Source organism: Weissella paramesenteroides (genome assembly GCF_036327715.1).
Taxonomy (GTDB): Bacteria; Bacillota; Bacilli; order Lactobacillales; family Lactobacillaceae; genus Weissella; species Weissella paramesenteroides.
Map to the genome: position 1 here is coordinate 1,404,950 of NZ_CP130559.1, position 21,145 is coordinate 1,426,094.

At 38.6% G+C, this 21,145-nt stretch carries 18 protein-coding genes; all 18 read right to left on the reverse strand.

Annotated features, from left to right (window positions below):
• Positions 1-10: 10 nt before the first annotated feature.
• Positions 11-2,038: a DNA mismatch repair endonuclease MutL gene (gene mutL, locus QRX23_RS07060; RefSeq protein WP_330155130.1), complete on the reverse strand. Its 2,028-nt coding sequence runs from the start codon at positions 2,036-2,038 to the stop codon at positions 11-13.
• Between the two features lie 15 nt (positions 2,039-2,053).
• On the reverse strand, positions 2,054-4,690 hold the full coding sequence (mutS, locus tag QRX23_RS07065) for a DNA mismatch repair protein MutS (RefSeq protein ID WP_330155131.1): 2,637 nt from the start codon (positions 4,688-4,690) through the stop codon (positions 2,054-2,056).
• A 95-nt stretch (positions 4,691-4,785) separates the two neighbouring features.
• The gene (locus tag QRX23_RS07070) at positions 4,786-5,331 is read right to left on the reverse strand and encodes a YceD family protein (protein ID WP_330155132.1); all 546 of its coding nucleotides are present in this window, start codon (positions 5,329-5,331) and stop codon (positions 4,786-4,788) included.
• Between the two features lie 16 nt (positions 5,332-5,347).
• Positions 5,348-6,529 carry a nucleotidyltransferase gene (locus tag QRX23_RS07075; protein WP_330155133.1) on the reverse strand — a complete coding sequence of 394 codons (1,182 nt, stop codon included), beginning with the start codon at positions 6,527-6,529 and terminating at the stop codon, positions 5,348-5,350.
• Between the two features lie 16 nt (positions 6,530-6,545).
• Positions 6,546-7,292: a class I SAM-dependent DNA methyltransferase gene (locus QRX23_RS07080; RefSeq protein WP_330155134.1), complete on the reverse strand. Its 747-nt coding sequence runs from the start codon at positions 7,290-7,292 to the stop codon at positions 6,546-6,548.
• Complete coding sequence (gene rsfS, locus QRX23_RS07085; protein ID WP_040760474.1) at positions 7,292-7,663, reverse strand: ribosome silencing factor; 372 nt, start codon at positions 7,661-7,663, stop codon at positions 7,292-7,294. The genes QRX23_RS07080 and rsfS overlap by 1 nt, the downstream gene beginning before the upstream one ends.
• Before the next feature lie 4 nt (positions 7,664-7,667).
• Complete coding sequence (gene yqeK / locus QRX23_RS07090) at positions 7,668-8,264, reverse strand: bis(5'-nucleosyl)-tetraphosphatase (symmetrical) YqeK (RefSeq protein WP_330155135.1); 597 nt, start codon at positions 8,262-8,264, stop codon at positions 7,668-7,670.
• On the reverse strand, positions 8,254-8,892 hold the full coding sequence (locus tag QRX23_RS07095) for a nicotinate-nucleotide adenylyltransferase (RefSeq protein WP_330155136.1): 639 nt from the start codon (positions 8,890-8,892) through the stop codon (positions 8,254-8,256). Before QRX23_RS07095 ends, yqeK begins: the two co-directional genes overlap by 11 nt.
• A 24-nt stretch (positions 8,893-8,916) precedes the next feature.
• Entirely contained in the window at positions 8,917-9,231 is a 315-nt protein-coding gene (yhbY, locus tag QRX23_RS07100; RefSeq protein ID WP_131473314.1) for a ribosome assembly RNA-binding protein YhbY, read from the reverse strand.
• Position 9,232: 1 nt separating this feature from the next.
• A complete protein-coding gene (gene yqeH / locus QRX23_RS07105; protein WP_002827728.1) occupies positions 9,233-10,375 on the reverse strand; it encodes a ribosome biogenesis GTPase YqeH in 1,143 nt (380 codons plus the stop codon).
• Positions 10,368-10,895 (reverse strand): YqeG family HAD IIIA-type phosphatase, encoded by a 528-nt coding sequence (locus tag QRX23_RS07110; RefSeq protein ID WP_002827729.1) that lies wholly within the window; start codon positions 10,893-10,895, stop codon positions 10,368-10,370. Before QRX23_RS07110 ends, yqeH begins: the two co-directional genes overlap by 8 nt.
• Before the next feature lie 206 nt (positions 10,896-11,101).
• Positions 11,102-12,250, reverse strand: a complete 1,149-nt coding sequence (locus tag QRX23_RS07115) for a D-alanine--D-alanine ligase family protein (RefSeq protein WP_002827730.1) — start codon at positions 12,248-12,250, stop codon at positions 11,102-11,104.
• Between the two features lie 79 nt (positions 12,251-12,329).
• A complete protein-coding gene (locus QRX23_RS07120) occupies positions 12,330-13,313 on the reverse strand; it encodes a DUF2785 domain-containing protein (protein ID WP_330155137.1) in 984 nt (327 codons plus the stop codon).
• A gap of 131 nt (positions 13,314-13,444) precedes the next feature.
• The gene (locus QRX23_RS07125; RefSeq protein WP_330155138.1) at positions 13,445-15,280 is read right to left on the reverse strand and encodes an APC family permease; all 1,836 of its coding nucleotides are present in this window, start codon (positions 15,278-15,280) and stop codon (positions 13,445-13,447) included.
• Positions 15,281-15,508: 228 nt separating this feature from the next.
• Positions 15,509-17,131, reverse strand: coding sequence for a chaperonin GroEL (gene groL, locus QRX23_RS07130; protein WP_330155139.1), 1,623 nt, complete (start codon positions 17,129-17,131; stop codon positions 15,509-15,511).
• Between the two features lie 32 nt (positions 17,132-17,163).
• Complete coding sequence (locus QRX23_RS07135) at positions 17,164-17,439, reverse strand: co-chaperone GroES (RefSeq protein ID WP_002827734.1); 276 nt, start codon at positions 17,437-17,439, stop codon at positions 17,164-17,166.
• Between the two features lie 206 nt (positions 17,440-17,645).
• Positions 17,646-19,598 carry an ABC-F family ATP-binding cassette domain-containing protein gene (locus QRX23_RS07140; RefSeq protein ID WP_330155140.1) on the reverse strand — a complete coding sequence of 651 codons (1,953 nt, stop codon included), beginning with the start codon at positions 19,596-19,598 and terminating at the stop codon, positions 17,646-17,648.
• Between the two features lie 104 nt (positions 19,599-19,702).
• Entirely contained in the window at positions 19,703-21,022 is a 1,320-nt protein-coding gene (locus tag QRX23_RS07145) for a bifunctional folylpolyglutamate synthase/dihydrofolate synthase (RefSeq protein ID WP_330155141.1), read from the reverse strand.
• Between the last annotated feature and the right edge of the window lie 123 nt (positions 21,023-21,145).

The window sequence follows — 21,145 nt, forward strand, 5'->3', positions numbered from 1 at the left end:
ATCTATTAAATTAAAATGGGTGATTATCATATTCAACCCATGATTCATGAGAATCCTGAATTCGCTTAAACATTTTTTCCATATCTGTATTTGTGAATGAAACTAATACTGGGCGTCCATGTGGACAATTATATGGATTTTGAGCTTGTGCCAATTGCTTTAATAAACCACGCGCTTCATAGTCGTTTAAAGCCCAATTTGCTTTGATTGACCGTTTGCACGACATCATGATTGCTGTTTTTTCACGAAAATCCTTTGTTGTGATATTACCATCACGTAATAACCAGTCAACCATCTCTCGAATTGTCGCTTCCTCTTGCCCCTTTTCAATCCAGGCAGGATGTTCACGCACAATTACTGCATCATCCCCAAACGATTCTAGATTTAAGCCAACTTGTTCAAGCTGACTAGCATGTGCTTGTATTTTTAAAATATCTATTTTCGGATATGTCAGTACAATCGGTACCAATAATTTTTGACTTTCTAAACCGACCTTACCGATTTCTTCACGATAATATTCATATTTAATTCGTTCTTGAGCTGCATGCTGATCAACAATATAAAAACCTTCTGGCGATTGTGCAAATAAAAATGTACCATGCATCTGACCAATATATTGCAAATCAGGGAATGGTTTATCGTGCCGACTATCATCGACTAAATCAGTATTTGTGAATGATAAACTAACCTCTTCTGCAGCCACAGGATCAGCCGCTTCAGTAAATGGCAGACTAGGTGTTTCAGCTGTATACTTTGCAACAAAATCTCGGACTGATTTCTTTACTAAATCCTGCGACTTTGTAATCACAATTGGTACAACCTCATCATTTTGTGTTTGCGCTGTACTTAAGTCAGGGTCATTAGCTATCGGTATTTCTGGTATCTCAATCTCATCACTACTTATATTTTGCAAACTACGACCTGTTTCCTGATGAAAAGTTACTGAAGCTTCTTGTAACTGGGTCATAAATTGATCATTATCATGTTCTGGTACGACATAACTATCATGGTTCCCTTGCATGTAATTCTCGTAAGCATTGGGAATAAGATTTTCGTTAACAAATCGCTGGACAACCATTTCTTCTATCAAAGACATCAATTGGGTTTCTTTAGATAAACGAACTTCATGTTTTTGTGGATGGACATTGACATCAACTAATAATGGATCCATTTTAATTTGTAAAATTGCAATTGGAAATCGTCCCACCATTAACTTTGATCCATAGCCTTTAACAATGGCCTTGCTCAAATTATAATTTTTAACAAACCGCCCATTGATTAAGATAGAAATATATGATCGGTTAGCGCGAGTTAACTCTGGTAAAGAAATAAATCCATTTATTTCAAAATCATTGTCATGGGCAGAAACTGATAACATTTTACGTGCTTGTTGAACGCCATATACACTAGCGATGACTTGCTGTAAATTGCCATTGCCTGCTGTCTGTAATAATTCTTTACCATTATGAACCAAATGAAAGGCAACATTCGGATAACTCATTGCTAAACGATTGATGACGTCGACAATCTGGGATAACTCTGTTGCCTGTGACTTTAAATACTTTAACCGCGCTGGGGTATTAAAAAACAAATCTGACACAGTGATATCTGTTCCTTGTCGTGCATTCGTGCCGGTTTCCTCAATTATTTTACCACCCTGATAATGAATCTTAGCACCTTGTTCAGCATCGGCCGTTGCTGTTTGTAGAACAACATCTGCAACTGACGCAATGGAAGGGAGTGCCTCACCTCGAAATCCCAGTGACTGCACTCGGAACAAATCTTGTCTTGAGTTGATTTTTGATGTAGCGTGCCTTAAAAAAGCACGTGCAACTTGATTGCCAGGAATACCATCCCCATTGTCAATTACACGAATTGATTTAACACCAGCCTCTTCAACTAACACGTCAATTTGTGTTGCATGAGCATCCAAGGCATTCTCGACTAATTCTTTAACAACAGAACCCGGCCGTTCAATGACTTCACCAGCTGCAATTTGATTTGCAAGAATTTCCGATAATTCATGAATTTCAGCCATACGTCTTTCTCCCATTTATTGTACTGTTTGCTGCCACTCATTTAATTTCATCAACGCCTCCAATGGCGTCATAGTTGCAACATTAATGTTTTTCAATTCATCAACAACTTGTTTCGTTTCAGGGTCAATTGGATCAGGCAAATCAAACAAAGCTAGTTGTGCATTATCCGTTGATTTTTTCTCATGTGATGTTTTTTCATCATCCGTTACCATCGCCGTGGCAGTATCAGCTAACTGGGTTACCGGCATGGGTGCAGTTCTTAACGACACATCCTGCGATTCTAAATTGGCTAAAATTTTAGCAGCACGCTTAATTAATGTTTCTGGTAGTCCAGCTAACTTGGCGACGTTGATTCCATAACTTTGATCAGCCGGTCCGGGCAATACCTTATGTGAAAAAATTAATTCACCATGCTCCTCGGTTGCACCAACATGTACATTACGTAACGCAGTCAATTCATCAGCCAGTGCTGTCAATTCGTGATAATGCGTTGAGAACAAGGTCTTTGCTTGAGTATGTTGATGAACATATTCAATAATAGCTTGCGCTAGCGCCATACCGTCATAGGTTGCGGTTCCTCTTCCTAATTCATCAAATAATATTAAAGAGTGTTTCGTGGCGTTCTGTAAAGCTGTATTTGCCTCAGCCATTTCAACCATAAACGTAGAATTTCCTGAAATCAAATCATCTGCAGCACCAATACGCGTAAAGATTTGGTCAAAGATCGGTAACGTTGCTTCACTAGCTGGCACAAATGAACCGCTTTGAGCCATCACAACAATTAACGCTAATTGGCGCATATATGTTGACTTTCCAGACATATTTGGACCAGTAATCAATAAAATTGTATCATCCGGTTGCATATCCACATCATTAGCAACATAAGATTGATGACCTAACACCTTTTCAACCACTGGGTGTCGACCATCTTTAATAGCAATGGTTTGTTCATCAGTCAAAGTTGGTCGAACAAAATGATATTTCTCAGCAACTGTTGCCAAAGACTGGATCACATCCAATTGTGCTAAATTGGCCGCTAGTGTTTGAATCCGTTGAATATTGTCTTTAATAATTTGGCGTACCTTTGTAAATAGCTGATATTCCAATTCACTTGATTTTGATTCCGCTTCCAGAATCATTTGTTCACGTTCTTTTAATTCTGGCGTAATAAATCGTTCAGCATTAACCAAGGTTTGCTTACGTGTATATCGCTCTGGATCCAACTTTGGAATATTAGCCTTTGTTACTTCAATATAATAACCAAAAACCTTATTAAAACCAATTTTTAGTGAATTTATGCCTGTCTCTTCACGTTCATGTGCTTCTAACTCTGCTAACCAACTCTTACCATTCGTCATGATATCACGATAACTATCTAATTGTTCGTCATACCCCGCACGAATAACGCCACCATCAGTTACTGAAATTGGTGGTTCATCTGTAATTGATTCACTAATTAACGTTTCAATATCTGCTACCGGATCGATTTGTGAATGAAGTTCACCAAAAATTGCTGGATCAAGATCTGCTAAAATAGCTAGGATATCCGGAACTTGACGCAATGAGTTGCGTAATTGTAATAAATCACGACCATTTGCTGTACCATAAGCAACACGGCCGGCTAATCGCTCTAAATCATATACCGATTGTAAAGCTTCTTGTAATGCCGAACGTCCAAAGAAATCTTCAATTAACTCGCCAATTTTGTCGTAACGCTGCATTAAGATGTCAGCATCCAACAATGGTTGCTCTAACCACTGTTTAAGTGCCCGTCCCCCCATTGCGGTTTTGGTTTCATCTAATAGCCACAACAAGGTCCCTGAACGTTGTTGTGTTCGCAAATTGACAGTTAACTCTAAATTCGCACGTGAATGTCGGTCCATTTTTAAATATTGCGCCACTTCATATGCGGTAGCTTGCTGCAAATGATCTAATGATCGTTTTTGCGTATCAAACAAATATTGCAACAAAGTTTCAGCTGCTGTTTTTTGCGCTATCTCTGTCAAATGCTGTGTTAAAAAAGCAATCTCCGCATGTTCACTAGCTTGTTGATCAATTTTAGACACCAGAATTCCCAAGTTAGTTAAACTAGCTTGTAAATCACTAGGTAACTCATTGGCTGTCACAACTTCTTTAGTTTCTAAGCGACTAATTTCATTTAAAATACCATTAACACTTTGTAAATCAGTTGCCTTAATTTCACCAGTTGATAAATCAGTATAAGCTAGCCCATAATCATCCGGTTTCGTTGTTGCTAACCCAACTAAATAATTATTTTCCTTTGCCGCATCAGCTGTGGTCTTCATTCGCGTTCCTGGCGTAACTAATTGCACAACTTCACGCTTAACCATTCCTTCTGCGTCTGCTGGATTCTCCATCTGCTCAACCACAGCAACTTTGTACCCCTTATCAACTAAAATATCAATATAGTTTTGGGCGGCATGGTGTGGCACACCTGCCATCGGGATCGGCTGTGCAGAATTTTTATTGCGTTGTGTTAATGTTAATTCGAGAATTTGTGATCCAACAATTGCATCCTCATTAAACAACTCATAAAAATCTCCCAGACGATAAAATAAGAAGGCATCAGGGTACTGTGCTTTTATCTCGTTATATTGTGCCATCATCGGAGTCATTTTTGATTTAGCCATTCTAAAGCAATCCTTTCTCTAACAAACAAGACCAGAACACGATTTGCTCTGGTCTTGTTCCTATTATATGTTTATCAACAAACAATTACCAAGATTTATTTTTCATCATCTTTAAATAGATCAGCTAAACCTGACAAAGGTGTATTTTGTTGTTTGGTTTCTTGTTTTTGGTTTTCATACGTTTCTTCTGAAATGACTGACCAATCTTTACCAGCAGGCATTGTATTGTTTTTTGCCTCTTCATCAGTCAAAACTTGTAGTGGAATTGATAGGACAATGTATTCAAGGATGGCTTCATCAAAATTAATTTTACCATCATCAACTAAAATCACTGATTCTTCATCACTGTAGCGATCTTCGTGTTGCTTATCTTGAATGTAAATCTCATCAATATCCAAATCAATTGGCAATGTAACTGGTTGCAATGATCTTGTTGAAGGGGTTACCAGCTCTCCTGTTACATGCGCATGAATAAAGACGTCATCATCTTCGGATTGTGCAAAACCAGAAACATTTACTGGCGTTATATCCTTGATCACATCCCCAAATTTACTTAACAAGTCTTCCTTAAGCGTCACCGTTTCATTAAATGGTAATGGTTCATCTTTATAAGTTTGTAATTCTGAAAATTGCCACTTCATATACTTGTTTCCTTTCTTATTCACTAAATAGCGGAATACGACCTGTATCCATCGCTTGTTGTACTGGCTGTTGTGCCATTAATTCATACAACTTTCCGGCACGATAATCCAATGTCAAAATGCCCGTCGTATCCTCATTTGTCACTCGATTAATAACTGGCAATGATACGTCTTTTCGATGCTGTTTAATAAACAGTCGACCTGCTTTACTAGCACCTAATAAGCGCAAGTAAGGCTGTGCTAAAGCAGTTTGCATCTCCTGCTGCTGAACATTCAATAACGTATATAGTAACGTTCGCTGCAATCTTGACCAGGTATATCGTTTACTCTTAAAGGTTGTCATAAAAGTTTCATAACTACTATCTGTTTGACGAGTTATTTGCTCTTTCAAGCGATAGGCTAACCCATCATTCAGTTGATAAATTTGTTCTAACTCTTCAACTGGTGAGGTTAATACCTTGTATTGCAACAACGAATACCAAGCAGTCGACCAATCTTTTGTTTGCTGACCTTGGCTAAGCAAATTTGCTGCCTTTTTAGAAACAAACGCCCCATACTCTTCTATAGATGCTTGTTGCTGCATAAGACTTCGCAAAGCGGTCGCACTGGCTATTTGACTATCAGTTATTTTAGTTTGATGATATGATGCCCCAATTCGCTGGATTGGTAATAATTGGATTTTATCTGCTAAACCAAGTTCTAAAACAGCTGTTGCATAGGCAAAACCAAGCAAGTCATTGGGCTCAGAAATACGTGCACCCGTTGCTTGTGCTAACACATCATTGAATACTGTTGCATAGGTTTGGGTATAATCCGATTGAAAAGCTGCATTATTCAATAATAAAGTATGTGCTTGCTTTGCCAAAGAGAGAAAATCTAATTGTGCATGTTCTGCACCAAAAACAATGGTATCAACTCCGGCATCGGCTAGTAGTTGGATTGCACCACGCGCAAATAAATGTGCGGGTTGTACCGCAAAGGCAAAGGGCAATTCGTAAACAACATCAGCACCACCTTCAAGTGCAAGTGCTGCGCGCTGCCACTTATCAAAAATGGCTGGTATCCCACGCTGCACAAAATTTCCCGACATAACGACAACAGCAGTTTTTGCACCAGTTAACAATTTTGCTTGCGCCAAATGGTACGCATGCCCATTGTGAAACGGATTATATTCTGCAATAATACCAACTGCTGTCATCACACATCTTCCTAACTTAAGCTTTTATCGCACTGAAAAACCAGCGATCTGACTCTGGTGTTACTGCGCTTCTCCCAAAATCAGCTGAAATTTGGATATCTTTAAATCCTGCCTTTTTCAGTAACCGTTGATACGTTTCAATATCATATGTTCGTTCAGTATGAATTTCTTGAATTTGTTGATAACCATCAATATCTTCATTATAAACAAAGAAAGTCAACTCATGCTCAACTATATGTTGACTATCTTCAACACCATATGATGACCACATAAATGCGGTCTCTTCATCATGCCAATTATACATATAACCTGGATAATATACATCCGTCTGCCATGGCGAGATAACATCAAAAAGGAATTGACCATTAGGTTCAAGATGACTAGCAACTTGCTTAAACGTTGCTAACACTTCTTGTGTATTCGCTAAATAATTCAAAGAATCTGCAAATGAAGTAATTGTTGCATACTTTTGTTTTAAATCTGACCATTCACGCATATCACCTTGAATTAAAGGTAAATCAATTTGAGCCGCTTCAGCATGTTCAGCAGCCAATGTCAGCATTTCAGGAGATAAATCAAATACGGATACATCCTTAAAACCATTTTGTTTTAACAAAATGGCCAACCGACCAGCGCCACCCGCTAATTCAAGCAGCTTGCCGTCTTTTGATTGAATATGTGTTTGTGCATATGATTGCCAATCCGCATATGCTTCTTCATCAAATAAATCATCATATAATTTAGCGAATGTTTGGTAATTCATTAGAACTCTTCCTTAATAATCCATTGATCAATTGCGACTTCTGGAGCAGCTTGCCAATTTTTTTCGAGACGATAAAACTCACGGGTTTCCGTCTTAAACACGTGGACAATTAAATCACCAAAATCTAGTAGCACCCACTGCCCTTCACTACGTCCTTCTTGACGTACTAGGTCAAAGCCTGCTTCTGCCATCTTGTCGATTATTTCATCAGCAATAGCGATAACCTGTCGCTCAGTTGGGGCACTCAAAATTAAATAATCATCAGTAATGATGCTCATTTCATGAATATCTAATGCCACTAAATCTTCTGCACGTTTGCTATCAGCTGCTTTTACTGCTACTGCCAACATGTCATTAACATTACTTGTCATTTTTTTATTTAACACTCCATGTATTGTACGTTAGTAAGGTGCCAGGATAGATTCTTACTTGCTTACCCACAAGATAAGCCAGCGTATGTGCTGTTTGCCAGCCAACACTAGCACCCAAATCCTTAAATGCAAGTGCACGTACCTCAGTGACACCTGGGAAATCACGAGCCTCTTCGATATAATCAGCCATGTACAAAATTTGACTTAATTTAGTCATTGCCGATCCACCAGTGGTATGTTGACGAATCGCATTTAAAATATCTTCATGGTAAATGCCTAATTCATCTTTCACCATTTCAGCGCCAACCACACCATGCCAAACATTATTGCCCCAATTATTCAAATCAGGATCCAACTTTTTTTCACTAATTTTGGCCAAAAAATCAGCATCTGAACGCTCTTTTGCATAATCATGTGTCAGCGCTGCAATTGAAGCTAATTCCTCGTCAACTTGCCAACAATCAGCTAACTCTGTTGCCATTTTTTCAACACGTAAAACATGTTGAAAGCGTTTAGCTGATAAAGCTGCTTTTACTTTGTTTATCAATTCTTCTCGTGAACCATTATAAATATTTTTTGTATAAACTAATTTATCTGTCATTTAAATACAACCCATTTTCTACAATATACGCAGCGACCAAATCAGGCACCAGGTAGCGAACACTTTTATGATGTGTAATTCGTTGCCGAATATCAGTGGAACTTATTGCTAAATTAGGCACATCTACCCATAAAACGGGATAAGCTGACTCCCGTGATTGACCAGGGCGATTGACACCCACAAACTTTACTAAATGCAATAAATCATCAATCCGATACCATGTATTCAGATACGCTACCTCATCCCCACCAATTATAAAATAATAATCATAGTTAGGATGTTCTATCGTTAATTGTAACATTGTATTATACGTATAACTTTTTCCACCACGTTGCACTTCTAATAACTCAATATCAAAATGACTGTTACCCGCAATGGCTGCTTGTACCATGCGCGCACGATCGATCGGATCAATGGCTTCTTTCGTGTCAATGTGGGGTGGCTTCGCATTTGGCATAAAATATACCTTGTCCAAGCCAAGTTTATCTGCAACTTGCTCAGCAATGATGAGATGACCAACGTGGGGCGGGTTGAAAGTACCACCGATAATCCCTATTTTTTTCTTTTTATCAGCAGATTCGGGTTCTACCTGAACCTGCGTAACAAATTCTTTCAATGTGGTTACCATACGCCATCTCCCATTGATTATTTCTTAAATTTTTTGAACAGTCACTGAATAGTGACGGTTCTCCTTTTCTTGAGATTCACCAAACAACACCAATGTATGTCCAATTGTTTGGACAACTTGAATATTTGAATTACTTTCAATAAAGTCTTTCAATTCCGTTGTATCTACATCAGAATTCGCTAGAATATTGACCTTAAAAAGTTCACGCTTATTAATCGCATCTTCTAATTGATTTAGCCAATTTTCAGTTAAACCTTGCTTACCCACACTAAATAGTGGTCGCATATCATGTGCTGCTGCTCGTAAATATCGTTTTTGTTTTCCGCGTAGTGATATCATTTTAAATCATTGCCCTTCGTGTTAATACTGAAACACCTTTTGGTGCCCAGCCTGCGACTACAGTATTTGCTGGTACTGTTAACCAACCCAAACCATCAATCACAATATCTGTCTTTTCAGTTGTTTTAAATTCATGCCGTTGTAATGGTGGCAATTTATCTAAGTTTTCTGTTGTTGGTGGTGCTAATAATTCACCCGCATGCTTGTTATAGAAAGCATCCGCATTCGCTAGCTTAGTTCGGTGAATCAACAAGTTATTCTCAAAATAAGCAGTAATACCTGTACGATCACCTTGAATATAATCAAAACGTGCAAGAGCTCCCATAAATAATGTCTGCTCGGCGTTTAATTGGAATGTCTTTGGCTTAATTTCTTTTTGTGGTGACACATATTTCAGGTCTTTAACACCGAGATAATGTGCCATTTGGTCTTGATGAATAATTCCTGGTGTATCAATAATGTTACTATCATCATCCAATGGAATCTCAATCCGATCAAGTGTCGTACCAGGGAATCGTGATGTGGTGATAACGTCTGTGCGATCACCAGTCACTTCTTTGATAATTTGATTAATCAAGGTTGATTTACCAACATTTGTCACACCAACTACATAGACCGAACGACCTTTACGATACTTGGCAATTAAATCAAGTAGGTTCGCAATGGCATCCCCATTCTTACCTGAGGTCAGTGCAATATCAATTGGACGTAGACCAGCAATATTAGCCTGCTGTCTCATCCAATCTTTAATTTTTGTTCGTTTCAAAGAGCGTGGTAAGACATCCACCTTGTTACCAACGAGCAAAACGTCATTATTACCAACAAAACGATGTAATCCTGGAATAAGTGAGCCAGAAAAATCAAAAACGTCCATCACATACACAACAAGTGAATCCGTATCTGCAATTTGCTCCAGCAAACGGCGAAAATCATCATCTGTCAAATTAACTGGTTGAATTTCGTTATAGTGCCGTAAACGGAAGCATCGTTGACAAAACACCTCGTCATTTTCAAAGCTCTTCAAAAGCGCTGACATTGGAGTGTAGCCAATCTCATCTTTATTATCTGTTTGAATCAGAGCACCACAGCCAATGCACCGCAATCCTTCATCAATATACTGACGTACAGTCTCTTCACTAATCAAGCTCTTTCCTCCATTGCAATTGTGGGTTATTCTTCAACATATTGCGCTTCACGCCTTTCTCAAAAAAGCGATTGATTTTTGTGTTCCATTGATCAGTTTCAATCAACGGCTTTACTAAAATGCTTCGTATCCCTGCATTATGGGCTGACCAAACATCCGTTAATAACTGATCTCCTACCATCACTACCTCACTGGGTTGTAACTGTAAAATTGTTGTTGCTTCTTTTAAACCACGTGTCATTGGCTTTAGGGCTCGAGAAACAAAGTTTAACTTTAATGGATCAGCAACTCGAGCGATACGACTTGCTGAATTGTTTGAAACAATCATCACTGGTATCTCTGCTTGTTGCATTTCCAACAACCAATCATGAAGTTCTTGCGTGCCGTCTGGATTATTCCAAGCCACTAATGTATTATCTAAATCTGTTAAAACAGCTTTAATATTATGCTGACGTAATTGTTCTGGCGTGACACAATAAATTGCATCAATCATCCATGTTGGGGTAAATGAATTCGTCATTTTTTGTCCTTTTCCACTATTAATCTTATTATAAAGTATACGCTAAATGAATGATTTTATAAAGAACCCCGCTACCGGAATCCTATGATAAATTCTGATGCCAACTGTTGTTTCAACAAAAAGTAGTCCATTAGTTTTTACAGTTTACAATCGTGTTTAAAAATAAATAAACCACACCTCAATCGAGATGTGGTTTATTTATTTTCTTATTTAGCTACTTCAGCATTATACTTCTTTTCACCCATTTGTTCTTCGCCAAGAGAAACAAAGTCGTATGACAACTTGTTCTGACGGTCAAATTCAGCGATACCATATGCAATTAGTTCATCAATCAGATGTGTATAGCTAATGCCAGAAACTTCCCACATTTGTGGATACAATGAAATATTAGTGAATCCAGGTAATGTGTTAGGCTCACCAAGGTATGGCACCCCATTCTTATCAATCATGAAGTCCATACGTGTCAATCCAACTAATCCAAGAGCCTTGTAAGCCCTCAAGGCCATATCGGTAATTTCATCAGTTAGTGCTTGATCCAATTCAACAGGTAACTCAAATACCATACCTGAAGCGTCAACAAACTTATTATTGTAATCGTACCAAACATCTTCCTCTGGTAGTACAATACCACCTAAGCGTGAAGCACGCGGATTCTCGTTACCTAAGATTGAGATAAATACCTCACGAGGCTTATCAAGAGCACCTTCCACTAAGATTTTATAATCATATTGGAATGAATCCTTCAAGGCTGCCTTGTACTCATCTTCATTGGTTACACGAGACACACCAACGGATGAACCTTGACTAGCTGCCTTAACAAACAAAACTTCTGAATCCAGTTCCTTAACTAATTCGTCGTAAGTGTAATCTTGATAATTTTGATCAGTTAATAGTACGTAGTTTGTATTACGCACACCAGCTTGGTTCAAAATTCGTTTCGTCAAGTCCTTATCAAATGACATGGCTGAGGCTGCAATACCAGGTCCTAAGTAAGGCTTTTTCAACAAGCGGAATAGTGCTTGTAGTGTCCCATCCTCACCCAAGTTTCCATGGACAACTGGGTAGAAGAAATCAATATTGGCCATTTCCCCCAAAACAGCAATTGGTGCAAGCGGATTAGATAGGTCCATCTTCTCCTTAGCTGCCGCTACGATTTCATCCTCATCTTCGCCTTCGAAAACACGCCATGAGTCTTCAGCATTAATCATAATACCGTCTTTTGAAATCAAAAAGACTGTGACATTGTATTTCTCCTTGTCCATAGCATCATAAATATTATGAGCTGAACGCTTTGAAACATCGTGCTCTGATGAGTTACCACCAAACAACATTGCAATATTTAATTTTTCTGACATAATGGTTGATCTCCCTTGTCTGTCAAACTGATTTGTCTAGAAACCTAAGTATAACATATAATTCCTGTTTTTGGGAACACTATGCCAAAAAATTCCGAGATTCATTTAAATAATTCAAAATTTCTTGTGGTAGATTCTCTCGCATGAGTAGTCCTTGTTGAAAACGTTGCTGATTATATAAACGGTGCCAATCACTTTCAGAGTCTGGTTGCATTTGGCGGGTCATCTCTTGTCGCCATTGCTTTAGTTGTTTCAAAAAGTATTGTGCGTATAAATCATTCGTATTTACTAATTCGGTGATAAAGCCAATCAAACGACGATTCTCCCCCATAATCAAGGGCGTATCTAGACGCTTTAATTTCTCAACCAAAATAGTCAACAAAAATATTTTATCAGCACGTGGTAACTTATCATCATGAGCTAGTTCGTCCAATAGATTACCGATATGCATAAAAGCATGCGCCCAGCCCTTTTCACCAACAAATCCTCTTGTATCATGCTCCAATGCAATATAAGTTGCAAAATTTAACAACAGCGTCTCTTCAACCTCTTCGCTGATAAAATGAACGCTGCCCTTGCGGTTTGCATAATGCAACATTGATAGAATAAAGATACTAAATGATCGAAAAAAGACACCGTCATTTTCCATCTCAGTAATGTGATTAAACAGCACGTTATCTTGTAATAAATAGCGAACCATTAATAATAATTGATTTGGTTTAAATACGTTATTTTGTAACCCGTCACTAATAAAGAAAAAAGCTCCTTTATCACGGATTGCTGGGTCAGTTTGGCGCAAGCTATTCAGTAGATCCAAAACATCCTGATTACTAATAGCAACTGGTTGTCCTGCGTAAAGTATTTGCTGCCAATCTAAGACCCGTTGCTTAATTTCTGTCGCTTCATTAGTTGATAATTGTGCAACATCAGTTGGCGTATCGTAATCGAATTGGTCAAGTAACCGACCAATCTCACTTCCTAACGAATCAAACAATGTTCCTGCATGTACACGTGATCGAATCATTTTTAATTCCTCACGAACATCATCAATCGTATATTCCATGTTTTGATCCTTTCTCTTATTATTTTAGTCTAATTTAGATTAACACAACCATATAAAATAAAAAACATACTAGTTCTTTCACCCGAAGATTTACGGGTTAAAAACCAATATGTTTTATTATTTATACTTTACTACTCTTTCAAATGGAAATAATAAGTTGACACGGTGATATCGCGAGATGCTAATGCTGTACGTAATTTCAAACTATTTTGATTGTGTAACGCATTTTGCCAACTATGGTGTGGCACAAATTGTGGGATCAAAATTGTTAACGAGTGATTTCGTTCTTTTGAACCCTTAGCAATTTCATCAACAAACCGCATGGCAGGCTTAGTAATTGAACGATAAGAAGAATGAATATCAACATACCGTACCTCAGGAAACTCACGCTTAAATTCAACACCTAGGCGATGCTCCTTTTGTGGGTTTGAATCAAACGAGACGTGCATCGCCAACACCTTATCACCAATTGATTTTGCATAATCAACCGCATCAGCTGTTGCTCGTGTCAAATTTGATACTAACACAATAACAGTCGCCCCATCATAATGACTCCGCTTTATTGGTTCTTGCGAAAGCACACGTAATTGCTTAGCCACCAACTTATAGTGGCGATTAATGACCCAAAACATTCGCAATAGAATTGGCATAATAATCAAGTATGGCCAAACTGAGTTAAAGTGCAAGGCAAATAATGTAACGACCAACACGGCTGATATTAGGGCACCAACAAAATTGATCAATGATTTCATTAACCAATGCCCATCACGCTCGCGCCACCAGTGAATAATCATTCCTGATTGCGACAATGTAAAGGGCACGAACACACCCACAGCATATAATGGAATTAACGCGCCAGTTGATCCATTAAAAATAACTAATAGCACAATGGCACCTAGAGCTAACGACACGATACCATTTGAATATCCAAGCCGATCCCCTTTATCCATATAGCTATGTGGCATAAATTTATCTCGTGCCAGATTGTAGGCTAATTGTGGAAAGGCCGAAAATCCTGTATTGGCTGCAACAGCTAAAATTAATGCCGTGGCAATTTGTAATACATAAAAGAGAACGCCATGACCAAATACTTGTTGACCAATTTGTGCCAATACAGTCACATGTGCATCAGGCTTAATACCATAAGTAAATGATAGAAATGTAACCCCGACCAAGAAGAATGCCAAAATGGTCGCCATAATGACCAGTGTGATCGATGCATTTCTAGGCTTTGGTTCCTTAAAATTCGGTACAGCATTCGAAATTGCTTCAACTCCGGTCAAAGACGATGACCCGCTCGAGAATGCCTTTAAGAACAATAAAATCGAAGCACTGCCTGTTGCAACATGCCCAGTAATGGTTGGTTGATAGTTAACATGTCCAGTCAAAATATTAAATAATCCCCAAACAATCATAACTACCATCACAACAATGAAGAGATAAACCGGTACCATCAAGGCACCTGCAGATTCGCGTAAACCACGTAGGTTAATCCCAGTTAAGGCAAGAATGATAATAACACCAATTGCGACATTATATGGATGCAATGCCGGAATAGCAGATATGATCGCCTCAGTTCCAGATGCAACCGAGACAGCGACGGTCAACATATAATCAACTAACAAAGACCCACCAGCTACCAGACCTGCATTACGTCCCCAATTTTTAGAGGTAACTAAATAAGCACCTCCTCCAGTTGGATATGCATGGATAATTTGGCGATATGACAATGTAATTGCCCCCAAAAGGACTAACACTAATGCCACAACTGGTACTTGTAGCCATAGTGTTGCGACACCACCAACAGCTACAAGTACCGTAATAATTTGTTCCGTTCCATATGCAACAGATGACAAAGCATCTGACGATAACAGAGCCAACGCTTTTGTTCGACTAAGATGACGAGCACCTTCGTCTAAAGTTTTTAACGGCTTACCAATTAAAAACCTTTTAAATAGTGGCCACATGTTTCTGCTCCTCAATAAATGAATTTTTCCAGTAGAAGTTAAGAATAATCTTAATCATAATGGTCTATTTCTACAAGGGTCTATTTTAGTTCTCTGCCAATCGATTGTCTATCTTTTTATATCCTTTTTATTTTACTTTTTTATGACATAAAAAAATGGTAACGACTTACATAAAGTCATTACCATTTTACCTCAAACTGTGTGTAGCCTTCTTAGGCCTAGACCAGTTTACATCATTCCTGGCATACCACCTTGAGCAGGCATTTGCGCATCTGAATCATTCTTTGGTTGTTCAGCGATAACTGCTTCAGTCGTTAACAATAATGCAGATACAGAGGCAGCATTTTGCAAAGCAGAACGTGTCACCTTAGTTGGATCAACAATACCAGCTTTGATCATGTCAGCCCATTCACCAGTTGCCGCATTGTATCCAATGCCAACCTTTTCGTTCTTCAATTGGTTAACAATTACTGAACCTTCAACACCAGCATTTTCTGCAATTTGACGAACTGGCTCTTCTAAGGCACGTTTAACAATATTAATACCAGTTTGTACGTCACCATCTTCTGAAAGTGCAGCAACGGCAGGGATAGCATTAACCAAGGCAGTTCCACCACCTGAAACAAAGCCTTCTTCAACCGCAGCACGAGTTGCATTCAATGCATCTTCAATACGGTACTTCCGCTCTTTAAGCTCAGTTTCAGTTGCAGCACCGACATTAACAACAGCAACGCCACCAGCTAACTTAGCAAGACGTTCTTGCAACTTTTCGCGATCGAAATCAGAGGTTGTCTCAGCAATTTGACCCTTAATGGTTTCAACACGTTCACTAATCGTTGCAGAATTACCGTTACCTTCAACAATTGTTGTATTATCTTTTGTCACAGTAACCTTTGCTGCTTGTCCTAATTGGTCAACAGTTGTATCTTTCAAACTCAATCCCAAGTCATCAGTAATTACTGTTCCACCTGTTAGAATGGCGATGTCTTCAAGTTGTGCCTTACGACGGTCACCAAAGCCAGGTGCCTTAACAGCAACAACGTTAAATGTACCACGCATCTTGTTCAAAACAAGTGTTGGCAAAGCTTCGCCAGTAATATCATCAGCAATGATCAACAAAGCACGACCTTGCTCAACAACACTTTGTAGCAATGGTAAGATTTCTTGGATATTACCAATCTTCTTATCTGTAATCAAAATATATGGATTATCCAATGATGCTTCCATCTTATCATTGTCAGTTACCATGTATTGTGACATATAACCACGATCAAATTGCATTCCTTCAACAACATCTAGCGTTGTTTCAATACCCTTTGATTCTTCAATCGTGATAACACCGTCATTGCCAACCTTTTCCATTGCTTCAGCAATTAACTTACCAACTTCTGGATTAGCGGCAGAGATAGATGCAATTTGCGTAATCTCTTCCTTCGTTGAAACAGTCTTTGACATCTCATGCAATGACTTGACAGCAGCTTCAGTTGCTAATTCAATACCACGACGAACGCCAACTGGATTAGCTCCTGCAGTAACGTTCTTCATACCTTCATTAATAATGGCTTGTGCCAAAACCGTAGCTGTCGTTGTACCATCACCAGCAATATCATTTGTCTTTGAAGCAACTTCAGCGACTAACTTAGCCCCCATGTCTTCAAAGTGATCCTCTAATTCAACAGCCTTAGCAATTGTCACACCATCATTCGTAATTGTAGGTGCACCATAGCTTTGCTCAATAACGACATTACGTCCCTTAGGACCAATTGTTGTTTTTACTGTATCGGCAAGCTTATCAACACCTGCTTGCATTTTTGCACGTGCATCTTCTGAAAATTCAATATCTTTTGCCATATTTACTACCCTCTATTTATTAATTATTTAAATTACAACACTGCCACGATATCTTTTTCGTGAACAACCAAATAATCAACCCCGTCAACACTAATTTCGGTACCAGCAAACTTATCAAAAATAACACTATCGCCTTCTTTTACAGCGGCTGGTGCTGTTAAGTCGCCAACTGTTTGTGTAGAAACAGCGACTACTTTTCCTGTAACTGACTTTTCTTGTGCATTAGAAGCTAACAAAATTCCCCCAACTGATTGCTCAGGTGCTTCTGATACTTGCAATACAACACGATCTCCTAATGGTTTCAACATGTTATCTGACCTCCACAGGTTATTTTTCTTTTATTAGCACTCTGTAAGTTAAAGTGCTAATCAACACTATTAATAATAACACATTACCTATTATTTGCAAACATTTGTTAAAACTGGCTTGAATCTTAGTAAATTAAGTTAAAAGACGCATAAAGACCCAAAATCTTCCAAAATTGAGAAAGATTTTGAGTCTTTATGTCCAATATTTATTTTTCCGCTATAAATGTTTCTAAATCAATGCTTGCTTCAGTCCATTGATCCTCAATTTCTGTTAATTGGGCATCGAGGTCTGCTATTCTCTCTGAGAGTTCTGTTAATTTCGCTAAATCAGACCCATTTTCAGGATCATTCAAGGCAACATTTAACGTATCACGCTCATCAGTAAGAGCTGCCATTTTATCTTCTAATGCTGTGACAGCTCGTTCTAACCGCCGTTGCTCTCGTTGCTGATCTTTTAAAGCTGCCCTTGATAGCGTTTTTTGTTGCACATCCGATGATTCAACAATTGTTGTTTGCTGTGTGGTATCCGCTTTAGTTTCATTCTCGCCAGCAGTTTTTTCAAGATAGTAATCATAATCACCATCAAAAAAGCGTGTACCTGATGGTGACAATTCAATAACTTCCGTTGCCACTTCATTAATGAAATATCGATCATGAGACACAAAGAAAATAGTCCCATTATACTCATTCAATGCTGTTTCCAATACTTCTCGTGAATCTATATCCAAATGATTGGTTGGCTCGTCAAGAATCAAAAAGTTAGCGTGCTCTAGTGCCAGTTTAGTCAGCAAAAGGCGGGCTCGTTCACCACCAGATAGTGCGGCGACTAACTTTTCTACTGCTTCACCAGAAAACATAAACGATCCCAAGATTGATCGTACATCCTTCTCAGCCATTTTGGGGTGTTCATCCCAAATCGTATCGATAACTGATTTTTTACTATCAAGCATCTGTTGCTCTTGATCATAATAACCAACTGTAACATTTGCTCCTAGTTTTATTTTCCCCGCTAATAATGGTAATTTTCCTAAAATAGTCTTGATAAAGGTTGATTTACCAACACCATTTGGTCCAACCAAAGCAACCGCATGTTGCTTATCTACGGCAACATTTACGTTTTCAGCTAAAACATGTGTCATGTCATAACCTAATTTCACATCATTAACTCTTAGCACTTCATTACCAGAATCTTCATCAGCCATAAATTGAATATGTGCCACGCCAGATTCATTTTTAGGCGCCTCGATGCGGTTCATCCGTGCCAACTGCTTGCGTCGTGATTGTGCTCGTTTCGTTGTTGAAGCACGCACAATATTACGTTTCACAAAATCCTCTAGTTTGGCGATCTCAGCTTGTTGTTTATCGTAAGCTTTCTGTTCTTGTAGTATCTTAGCCGCCTTCTGTGCCATAAATTCACTATAATTTCCTTTATAGTGGTCTAATTGACCAGAATGCATATCATAAATCTCAGTTACCACACGATCTAAGAAATAGCGATCATGAGAGACAATCAACAAGGCCCCCTGATAGTTTTTTAGATATTGCTCGAGCCACGCTAGCGTTTGCATATCCAAATGATTCGTTGGTTCATCTAAAATCAGTAAATCGGGGGTTTCCAATAATTGTTTCGCAATAGCTAAGCGTGTCCGTTGACCGCCAGATAAGGCAGCTATTTTTTGATCATAAAATGTTTCATCAAAGCCAAAGCCATGTAACACTGACCGAATAGTCGCATCATAGCCGTAACCATTCTTTTCATTAAAATCATGTTGTGCTTGATCATAGGCCGCCAACAATTCTTTGTATGCATCACTTGCATAATCTGTTAATGTGGCCATTTGCGTTTCCATTTGTCGCATTCGTTCTTCCAATGCAATAACATCAGCAAATGCCGTTAACATTTCATTGTAAACTGACAGGTCAGAATCCAATCCAGAATTTTGTGCTAGATAAGCTAACCGAATGCCTTTTTTCATTGACACTTCACCTTCATCAGGTGTCGTTTCACCAATCAGCATCTTTAATAAAGTTGATTTTCCAGCCCCATTACGTCCAACCAAACCAACCCGTGCCTTATTTTGAACTTGCATCGAAATATTATCAAAAAATGTGACGCCGTTAAAACGACGTGCAACATTACTTGCTTGCAAAATAATCATATTTATCACTCCATCTTAGGCATAAATCTTCCATTCCTGCCCCATCTCATTTCTCAGTCTACTGTACCAAAACAATCAGTAAGGTGCCAGTTTTCAAAAAAACTTCAGTCTAATATTGAAAATGCTTGTCGTACCTCAGAGACAAAATACAAAGATCCTGTGAACAAAATCAAATCGTCTGCATGCATCTGTGATGTCACCGTTTCGTAACCCGTTTGCCAGTTTTTATGTAAAGTGATGTCATTCATTATCTTATCTTTCGCTAGATTCTTGGGGTCTATCGGTTCACGATTATTCGGTCCTTGAAATCCGACAATATGTAAATCAACATTGGGCAGCTCATTCAATAGTTCTAACATTTTGGGATAATTTTTATCAGACAATGCACCAAACAAAACATGGATTGTTCGCGTGCTAAAACGTGTCTGAAGTGTTTCTACTAATGCTTTGACTCCCGGTTCATTATGCGCTCCATCCAAAATAATTTCTGGGTCATTTGCAATTTTTTCAAAACGAACTGGCCAAGTGACCGTTTTCAACGCTGACATAATGATTGTCTCTGTTAATGAGCGATCAAAGTGCTCACAAACAATTTGGGCTGTCTGAATGGCGACTGCAGCATTGTCAATTTGATAGCGCCCGATTAAATCGACAAACAAATTTTGATAGTTGATTGTGCCAGTTATTTGAAATCTTTCTCCCCATTCACCAATATTGGGTAATGCTGTCACATCAAACTGTTCTCCGAGCCGGTATATTGGTGCTCCCATAGCTGTGGCAACAGTATCAAGTACATGGTTGGCTTCCTCAGGTAAACGACCGATGACCACCGGACGTTGTCTTTGAATAATACCGGCCTTTTGCGTAGCAATTTGTGCAATGGTATTCCCCAGAACATGCATATGATCTAGGCCAACCGTTGTAATGACCGCGGCAATTTTATCTGGAATAACCGTCGTTGAATCCCATGTACCCCCAACACCAACTTCTAAGACTACCACATCCACGGGATGTTCTGAAAAATACATAAACATTAACACCGTTAATGTTTCAAACTCAGTGAGTCCAGTAGTGAGTTGTTTATCAAATTCGTCAATAATAGGCGCTAATTTTTGTACTAAGTGCAGCAAATCATCGTCTTTTATATTACCTTGATCATCTTGAATGCGCTCATTAAATTTTAAAATGTAAGGTGAAGTAAATAAGCCCACTTTTAACCCACTCGCCCGCAAGAGCTGTGCAATCATTTTACTTGTCGATCCCTTACCATTTGTACCTGTTACATGAACATACTGCAATTGTTTTTCAGGATGTCCTAAATAGGCAAGAATGCTATTTAAGCGTTCGAACGTTGGTGTTTTGGACCATTTATGCCGACCATGGATATAGTTAATTGCATCCTTAACCGTTTCAATTTTTACCATTATGAGCCCCATTTTATTCAAAGATAAACAAAAACGCCGTCTACATGGTAGATGGCGCTTCTGTTTGTGTAATTTACTGCATTGTAACGACGAACCGCTTAAATTCGTTATTCACAATATATT